The organism is Chitinophaga sp., from assembly GCF_036566945.1.
Taxonomy (GTDB): domain Bacteria; phylum Bacteroidota; class Bacteroidia; order Chitinophagales; family Chitinophagaceae; genus Chitinophaga.
On the sequence record NZ_DATCVJ010000387.1, the window covers coordinates 1 to 8,781 of the forward strand.

The following is an 8,781-nucleotide window of genomic DNA, read 5'->3' on the forward strand; positions in this document are numbered from 1 at the left end:
AATATATCGCCACCGAAAAGGAGGAAGAAATATTCCAACATATGCTCCTGGACTACATTCCCCCTGAGCTGAGAGAAGAACAGTATATTACCACTACGGCATCTCCACATACGCTGCCCTCCCTGGTGACATTCGATCAACTAAAGGGCGATATGCAGATACATAGTAACTGGAGCGATGGAACAGAAAGTATCGAACACATTTCCCGTTACCTGTTCAGCGTATTTCCCCATTACCAGTATATAGTTATCACAGATCATGTATCAAAAGATAGAACTGGTCATGTATTGCAGCCAGGTGATATTTCATCCCAGGCGGCTGAAATAAAACAAGTGAACGACAGCATTGGGTATGATTATATAAAAAGAGGCGTAGAAGTAGATATCCTTGAAAACGGACAGCTGTCACTTCCCGATACTATGCTGGAAAAATTCGATTGGGTCATCGCATCCATCCACAGCCATTTCACAAAGGACAATACCGACCGGTTAATGAAGGCATGTGAAAATCCACATGTTCATTGCATCGGCCACCCCAGTGGCCGGCTGATTGGCGCCAGAAATCCATATCCCGTAAACTGGGAACAACTATTCGATAAAGTGGCTGCCACCGGAACTGCAATGGAAATTAATGCCCGCCCTAACAGGCTGGATCTGAACGATACACTGATTAAAAAAGCAATAGCCTGCGGGGTAAAACTGGTGATTGATACAGATGCACATCAACTGACCCATTTTGATTATATGCAACTGGGCGTTTGGGTTGCCAGAAGGGGTGGCTGCAGTAGTGCCGATATCCTTAACACCCGTAACTGGGAAGGAATTGAAGCATTTAAAAGAGATAAACTGGCCAGGGTAAATAGCCTGCTGTAGGCAGGCCAACAGTTTCCGCCGGACTGTGCAGCTAAGTACAAGCCCCGGAAATAATAGCAATAGTAAAAAGATATTTTCTATTTAACCGTCACGTCATTTAATTTACTCAGCACATCTACGATGCTGAAAAGAAACTCTCTTTTGACGTTATTATAATCTGCGGTAGCAATATTTTCACCACGGCTTTTTGCCAACCGGGATCCTATCCGCAGCAAAATCTTATCTGAGAGGGAAAGCTTATTGAACTCCAGTTTTCCCGGAAGGAAAAAGCAGCTACACCTGGTGCTAATGTCACTGCTGATATTCGCGGTAATATATCCCTGTAGCTTTTCCTTTTCAGCCACTGGTGTACCTGCCACCAGGAAAAGAAACAGATCTTTGTTTATCAGCAAGTCATGATGTTTAGCTATCCATTTGCGGAGCTGCAATTTTCCGATATAAACACTGGTCCCCATTATAATGTATTCGGCTTCTCTGAGCTGTTGCTGCGTCTCATTTCCCGCCATCACCACGGGAATATCCAGGATATTACCCAGCCAAATAGCATACTGCCGGGTAGCCCCGTATTTTCCCTTATAAATAATAATGCCCTTCATAGAAAAATATGTTAAGGATGGGTGATAAAAACAGGAATACTGGTGGTACGCAATATATTTTCCGCATCACTATGATGGAAAAAACGGGATACACCACTTCTTCCAAAAGCGCCATAAGTAACAATGCAGTCCTTTCTCCGGATTAACAGCGCCAGGAATGCGGTAGCGGGTTCCCCATGCATCATCACAAATTCTACCCTATCATAATGCGTTTCCAGATAATTTCTAAGCTGGTACTCAAAAGGAATGGCCGTTTCATCGTTTTCAGCTACATACACGACTTTAACAGGCATATCAGCAAAGCCTGGGAAAAGCAGCGTAAACTGCCGTATCGCATAAATAGAAGAATAGGTGCCGTTATAGGAAAATATGATTTCCTTAATAGGCGAAAGTACATCCGGCAATACCAATACCGGGCATACTGCTTCCACCAGCAAATCCTTTACAAACCGGGGTGGATAGCTGTCCGAGAGGGCAGCAAAAGAGGTGCTGTTACTGACCATTAGCAGGTCAGCAAATCGACTGGTTGCCACTACTTCTTCTACCGGGTAACTTACTGCTTCACGCGTCTGAATACCTATATGATCATTATCACAGATCTGATGCAGTTCCTTTATGTTTTTATTTCGCTGCCATTGAAGTGCAGCTCTTCCTTCTACACTGATTTGCTCATAGGTTATGGTATGGGATTCCGGAAACATACTTGTCGCCGGAATTGCGCCGGTAGTCAAATTGTCCATACATAAAACGGTCAGGGCACCCTTGGCCTCCCGTGCAAAATATTTAAATGCCGCTACCTGGTGGTCAGAAAAATGCATGGCATCAATCGCCGCTATAATCTTTTTCATAAAATATGTGTTAATAGTGGGAAATAAATATCGGTTGAGTGGCTAGTTTCAATACAGGTTCTGCGGGATTGGGAATCACCGCTTTGGATAATAAACTTCGTCCATATGCCCCCATCACAATAAATACCTTCTCTTTACCAAACAGGTATTCCAGTAATCGCCGGCTCACATTGGCATCTTCAATTACCACCACTGTTGAATGGTCATAATGTGCTGTCAACCATTCTTCCAACCTGGCTTTATCTCCCTTTACCTCCTTCCCATTGTCGGCTATACTCACTACGGTAACTTTACTATATCGTAATGCGGGGAATAAGTGGGCAAACTGCTTAATGGCAAACATAGAAGAACTGCTGCCATTATATGTGAACACGATTTCGTCAATCCCATCAAAGTTTGATGGAGCGATGATAACGGGGCATTCCGACTTTTCCAGAATCTCTTTAACAAATGCAGTAGGAGTACTTTCCGGCTTCCATGAAAAACTGGTGGCTGCATCAATGACCAGCAGATCTGCATACCTGCTTTCCTGCAACACTTCTGCCGCCGGCATCCCAAGGTTCTTATGAATTTCGGCGTTAACGCCATTGGACGCACAGATATTTTTAAACAGCGAAATATTCTTATCTCTGTATAACTGTTTCTGCACATCAAGGGCCACGCCCCGAACCGGAGCACAAACCGCCATTTCCTGAATCATCTCAGGGGATCTGAGTTCCAGTTCCTGATTTTCAAGAAACACACCAGTAACTTTTGAATGCGTCAAATTACCCAGATAGCAAGAGAAATCAAGACATTCCCGGCTCATGGAAATTGCGTCTGAAATAAATAATATCTTTTCCATAAAATATTTTTTAATTGTAAAAAACTGTCACACTTGTTGAAATTACTTTTGCCTGATGATAAGGATCTCATAAAACCTGCTGCTGTTCACCCATCACTGTTATGCTAAACTAACTGCTATATTGCCTGAAAAAAATGATGGTACTCACAGCAGATACTGATTGAAATCATATAATCCATCATATGCCGGGAATCATATCTCCGTATGACTATGGTCATATATAAAGCATCCCGCGGAAGCTATCTTTAAATAAAAAACATGGAAAAGATACTACTGGTGATGTGCGGGGCCGCACCAACAAAAAATGCGCTGAATTTCGCCTGTTACCTCTCAAACATGACCCGCTCGAAACTAACAGGCTTCTTTTTTGAAAATGAAAACTATGCCGCGGAACCTGAATTAAAAATCGTATCAGGTATGCCTTATGCAGAGAGCATTCCAAACAGCCATCTCCGTGAGCACGCCGGCAAACTGGATAAAACAGCCTACCATATGCGGGACTTTGAGCTAATTTGTGAAAACAAAGGCATATCAGCATCTATAAAATACCTGGAAGACAACATCCTTGAAAACATCATCGAAGAAAGCAGGTTCGCAGATTTGATAATAGCTGATGCTGCTGTGTCGTATATCTCAAAAACACAGGAAGCTCCTTCTCCCCTGTTACAGGACCTGCTGGCAACAGCACAATGCCCGGTTATTATTGCGCCATCTTCCTTTACACCTGTTAATGAAGTAGTTTTTTGTTATGACGGCAGTCCATCTGCTGTTTTCGCCATGAAACAGTTGACCTATCTGCTGCCGGAACTGGGAGAAGCTAAAGCAACCGTTTTTCAAATGAGTGATGAAGAGATGCCGGCTGCCAAAAGAAAACGTATGATGACCTGGCTGAGCCACCACTTTGAAAGCTCAGATATTATCACCATAAAAGGTAATTCTGACCAGGTACTATTTGAATACCTGCTTAAAAAACAGCATGCGCTGGTAGTTATGGGAGCCTATGGAAGAAGTATGGTGTCCCGTTTATTCAGGCATAGCCATGCTGATTTATTGATTAAAACACTGGCTTACCCCCTCTTCATCACACATTATTGATACCTGTTTCATTTACTATCAAACTTATAGTTATGTTACACACTTTATCACACCCCGCTGCAAAACATACATTCAAAGACATAGGAACCACACTGATTTCCTGGGGAACCGCCATATTGCTGACGGCCACCGGCTTTCCCATCCTGCTGCAACTGTTAAAACAGCTGCTCATGCTATTATACGAAATACTCGTACAGTACCGGTACTAATATCTTTACGTTTAAAACATACATTTTATGTTAGGCAAATTAAATAATGATGAAATAGACCAGGTATTAACAACCGGTATCGTTGGTCGGATAGGTTGTACGGATAAGGGAAAAGTATACATTGTTCCTGTTAATTATGCGTTTAACAATACCTACCTTATAGCACATTCCCAGGAAGGAATGAAGATAGAGATGATGAGAAAAAACCCGCATATCTGCTTCCAGGTAGACGAAATGATCAACCTTACCAATTGGCGTAGTGTGGTTGTTTGGGGCGATTATGAAGAAGTAACCGATGCGAAAGAAAAATACTATGCCATGAAATTCCTCGTAAGCCGTTTATCCCAGCTGCGTGTAAGCGAAACAGCCGGCGTTGCGGAAATGCACCGTGAAATGGCGATGCAGGATGCCTCTACTAATATCATCCGGCCGGTAATTTACAGAATCCGTATTCATGAGAAAACCGGCAGATTTGAAAAAGAATAATGAATCTGCCGGTTATCTCAGTCCTCACTGGGTTCTTCCGGTAATTGAAATGTAGGATGCTTTGCCGGTCTGCCGGCATTATTCAGCTCTTCCAGTGTCCAGCTGTCTGTGACGGTAGTTTCCAGCCATAATGTTCCGGCCTTCCTAAGTATCTGTGCACTCAGTCCGAAAATGTAGCTAAAATCATGTTCTACCGCCGCCGCTGTCCGGTAATAACTGATATCCAGCCAACCGAAGCTATGCAACATCCTTACTTTCTCTATCGGCGTATCTGCCGGTATCTGCTCTTCCTCAGGAGAACAGGCTCCTTTCGTATGTGGCTTCCTGTAAAACGCCAGTTTCAGATAGGGATACATTGTTTGAAACTTCTCCTGTATATCCGCTACCACCGCTTCTTCGCTAATATATATCTGCATAAAAAATGTTTTAGTGAATACAAGTATAACATTGTTTATAACACAGTAAAATGAGCATAATCACACCATTATATGACAACGGTCATATACGCGAAAAAAAGATAGTTGGAAATTGACCTCTCAATTACTTCATTATGTCAGTAGTAAATCTAAAGGCGCAGACTACCTCTGATACACAGGAACTGCCGGGTCATGAAGAGAAATATTTTCTGGAAGGCCCCCGCTCCAGGGCAAAAGAACTTTTCTTTTCAGTGAAAGTACTCATGGAGTTTATCCGCGGATTCAGGATATTACATTTTGCCGGACCGTGTATAGCTGTATTTGGATCTGCAAGAGTACAACCTGGGTCCGAATATTATGAACTGGGACGAAAAACAGGAGCCGGTATTGCCAAACTTGGCTTTGCTGTGATGACAGGGGGCGGGCCGGGTATTATGGAAGCTGCCAACCGGGGAGCTAAAGAAGCAGGGGGTAAATCCGTAGGGTGTAACATCAGTTTACCAAGGGAACAAACTGCCAATAAGTACCTGGACTTTCAATTCAGCTGCAAATATTTCTTCGTGCGTAAAGTACTTATGTTCAAATACTCCTATGGATTTATGATCTTACCTGGGGGAATTGGCACCCTGGATGAATTCTCTGAAGCACTTACTTTGATTCAAACTCATAAAATACTTAACTTTCCATTGGTACTAATGAACCGCGGTTATTGGGAACCACTGATGCCCCTGTTTCACAAAATGATCGAAAATTACATGATTGGAGCAGCGGATTTGAAGTATATCTTATTAACAGATTCCATTGAAGAGGCCATGAAACATCTTCAAAAATATGCGGTGGCGCAATACCACACAAAACGGAAAACTGAATTTCACCGTTATGTGTTATTAGGAGAATAAAAAGTTTTATTATCACGTTACCTTACCGACTGACATTATGAGTTTATCTATTGGCGATCTGGATATAGACTTTCAGTTAAGCATTTTTGCTGCCATACTGGAGCGCGTCCCCGGCCTTGTTGCCGTAAGAGAATTGGAAAACGGCAAGTTGATCTATATAAATGATACCGGTATTAAAATGTTAGGGACCGACGACTACCCTTCACTGGAACTTATCCTGGAACAAAATCAGATAGGTGCTGTAACCCCTTCAGGGAATAGATCCAACACTGAGCTTATTTTGAAGGAGCGGACATTAAAAAACATCAAGGGAGAAACCTTTACAGGGGTATATGAAGAAATCTTCCTTAAGCATAATCACAAAGACTATTGCTTTTTCAGAATTACCGATATTTTATCAGACCGGCATTTCAAACAACAACTCAACAAAGAATTAGAACGTTTTGGTGCACTATTCGATTATGCCAGTATCGGGATACTGGTTGCCAACAAACAGGGGGAAATTGTATTGATCAATGATTTCGCATTGCAACAATTTGGCTATGAGCGACAAATGCTGTTAGGTAAAAAAGTGGAGGTCCTGATTCCTCAACGGGTACATCATCGCCACCTTGGTCATCGGGAAAGATATAATGCAGATCCACAAAGCAGGCCAATGGGTATAGGCCTGGACCTTTATGCCGTTCGCAGGGATGGTACAGAATTCCCGGTGGAAATCAGTCTTAGTCATTATTCCAACGAGGAAGGCAATTTTGTTATCGCCTATATCAGCAATATTACGGAAAGGAAAAAAGCAGAAGAACGGGTGGAAAAACTCTACAACGAACTGGAAGAAATGGTAGAAGACCGTACCGTGCAACTGCGCAAAGCCCTGGAAGAACTGGAAGCCTCCAAAGAAGAACTGACCATTGCCCTGGGAAAAGAAAAAGAACTGGGTGACCTTAAATCCCGCTTTGTTTCCATGGCTTCCCATGAATTCCGTACCCCCCTGAGTACGATCCTTTCCTCCGCGTTCCTTGTCAAACACTACGATGCAGAACAGGATCAGCCCATACGCAATAAACACATACAACGAATTGTGAATAACGTCAGCCTGCTGACAGACACGTTGAATGATTTCCTTTCCGTAGGAAAAATTGAGGAAGGGAAAATACAGGTACGAAGTACCGAATTTGACATCGAAGAGCATTTCAATACTATTATCCAGGAAATGCAGGGCATTGTAAAAGACAACCAGGTGATTAAATACCAACATACAGGTGATAAAAACCTGGTACTGGACCCTTCCCTGATAAAGCATATTGTGATGAATCTGCTGGGTAATGCTATTAAATTTTCCAAATCCGGCAGTCTGATAGAAATTGAAACTACTAAAAACGACGGCCAGTTCAGGCTCCTGGTGAAGGATGACGGAATTGGTATGTCAGAAGAAGATCAGCAACACCTGTTTGAACGATTCTACCGCGGAGGTAATGTTAGCAACATTCAGGGAACGGGTTTAGGCCTGCATATCGTTCAGCGATATAGTGCCATGATGAATGGTAATATTTCCTGCAGCAGTGAATTAAACAAAGGCACCATCTTCACTATTATTTTCCCTATAGACAATGAAAACACCTCTTATTAATATGAAAAGAATACTATTGATTGAAGACAATGAAGAATTGCGGGAAAACACGGTAGACATTTTGTCCATTGCCGGCTACAGCGTAATTACTGCTGACAATGGAAAAACAGGGGTGGAAATGATTATTCAGCATCAACCGGACCTGGTTATCTGCGACATCATGATGCCTGTACTGGATGGTTTTGGCGTTTTACAACTCATGCAACAACATGAAGCAGTAAAGGATACACCATTCATTTTTCTAACTGCAAAAACAGACAGAGCTGATTTCAGAAAAGGTATGGGTATGGGGGCAGATGACTATATCACAAAGCCCTTCACCGGGACTGAATTATGGGACGCGATAGCAAGCAGGTTAAGAAAAGCGGCTATTAAAAATCAACAATTCTCTCCCAACTTACAGGGCTTAAACAAACTAATGTACGAAGCAACCGGGAAAGAATCACTCAAAGCATTGGCAGAAGGAAGAAACATAGATAAATACAGAAAAAAACAAACCATTTATACAGAAGGGAATCACCCTTCCAAGCTATTTTTCGTTCAGAAAGGAAAAGTAAAAACCAGCAAAAGTAACGATCTGGGTAAAGAATTAGTAACAGAACTGTACAGTGAAGGGGATTTCCTTGGGTATACTGCCTTGCTGGAAGGATCTGTTTATAAGGACACTGCTGTGGCAATGGAAGATACTGAAATTGCTGTAATCCCCTTAAAAGATTTTGAGGAACTGCTACATAATAATTATGAAGTAGCCCTTCAGTTTATCCGGATGCTGGCAAAAAATGTAGCATCAAGAGAAGAACAACTCCTGGGACTGGCTTACAATTCCCTGAGGAAAAAAGTAGCAGAAGCATTGCTAAATCTTCATAAAAAATATAATCCTCAAAACGAG

General features: G+C 42.3%; 10 protein-coding genes and 1 pseudogene. 7 read left to right on the plus strand and 4 right to left on the minus strand.

Annotated elements, in window-relative coordinates:
- Positions 1–872 (plus strand): annotated as a pseudogene (locus VIP81_RS11355) (DNA polymerase III); the annotation flags it as partial.
- A 77-nt stretch (positions 873–949) separates the two neighbouring features.
- Here the strand turns inward: VIP81_RS11355 and VIP81_RS11360 are convergent.
- Genes VIP81_RS11360 through VIP81_RS11370 form a run of 3 tightly spaced genes read right to left on the minus strand, consistent with a single transcriptional unit; the run spans position 950 to position 3,160 of the window.
- The gene (locus tag VIP81_RS11360) at positions 950–1,468 is read right to left on the minus strand and encodes a flavodoxin domain-containing protein (RefSeq protein WP_331960057.1); all 519 of its coding nucleotides are present in this window, start codon (positions 1,466–1,468) and stop codon (positions 950–952) included.
- A gap of 11 nt (positions 1,469–1,479) precedes the next feature.
- Positions 1,480–2,316 (minus strand): universal stress protein, encoded by an 837-nt coding sequence (locus VIP81_RS11365; RefSeq protein ID WP_331960060.1) that lies wholly within the window; start codon positions 2,314–2,316, stop codon positions 1,480–1,482.
- 10 nt (positions 2,317–2,326) lie between these two features.
- On the minus strand, positions 2,327–3,160 hold the full coding sequence (locus tag VIP81_RS11370) for a universal stress protein (RefSeq protein WP_331960063.1): 834 nt from the start codon (positions 3,158–3,160) through the stop codon (positions 2,327–2,329).
- A 258-nt stretch (positions 3,161–3,418) separates the two neighbouring features.
- On the opposite strand from VIP81_RS11370, the gene VIP81_RS11375 reads away from it, so the two are divergent.
- The 3 genes from VIP81_RS11375 to VIP81_RS11385 are packed head-to-tail and all read left to right on the plus strand — an operon-like array spanning position 3,419 to position 4,950.
- The gene (locus tag VIP81_RS11375; protein WP_331960066.1) at positions 3,419–4,255 is read left to right on the plus strand and encodes a universal stress protein; all 837 of its coding nucleotides are present in this window, start codon (positions 3,419–3,421) and stop codon (positions 4,253–4,255) included.
- Between the two features lie 32 nt (positions 4,256–4,287).
- Positions 4,288–4,464 carry a hypothetical protein gene (locus VIP81_RS11380; protein ID WP_331960069.1) on the plus strand — a complete coding sequence of 59 codons (177 nt, stop codon included), beginning with the start codon at positions 4,288–4,290 and terminating at the stop codon, positions 4,462–4,464.
- A gap of 27 nt (positions 4,465–4,491) precedes the next feature.
- A complete protein-coding gene (locus VIP81_RS11385; protein WP_331960072.1) occupies positions 4,492–4,950 on the plus strand; it encodes a pyridoxamine 5'-phosphate oxidase family protein in 459 nt (152 codons plus the stop codon).
- 17 nt (positions 4,951–4,967) lie between these two features.
- On the opposite strand, the gene VIP81_RS11390 is transcribed toward VIP81_RS11385, so the two are convergent.
- Positions 4,968–5,366, minus strand: coding sequence for a hypothetical protein (locus VIP81_RS11390; protein ID WP_331960075.1), 399 nt, complete (start codon positions 5,364–5,366; stop codon positions 4,968–4,970).
- 134 nt (positions 5,367–5,500) lie between these two features.
- Between VIP81_RS11390 and VIP81_RS11395 the strand changes: the two genes are divergently transcribed.
- From VIP81_RS11395 to VIP81_RS11405, 3 genes are all read left to right on the plus strand, one after another.
- Positions 5,501–6,265, plus strand: a complete 765-nt coding sequence (locus tag VIP81_RS11395; protein WP_331960078.1) for a TIGR00730 family Rossman fold protein — start codon at positions 5,501–5,503, stop codon at positions 6,263–6,265.
- A gap of 37 nt (positions 6,266–6,302) precedes the next feature.
- Positions 6,303–7,892, plus strand: a complete 1,590-nt coding sequence (locus tag VIP81_RS11400) for a PAS domain-containing sensor histidine kinase (RefSeq protein ID WP_331960081.1) — start codon at positions 6,303–6,305, stop codon at positions 7,890–7,892.
- Between the two features lies 1 nt (position 7,893).
- Positions 7,894–8,781 (plus strand): response regulator (locus VIP81_RS11405; RefSeq protein WP_331960084.1); only part of this gene is annotated, 888 nt, incomplete at its 3' end.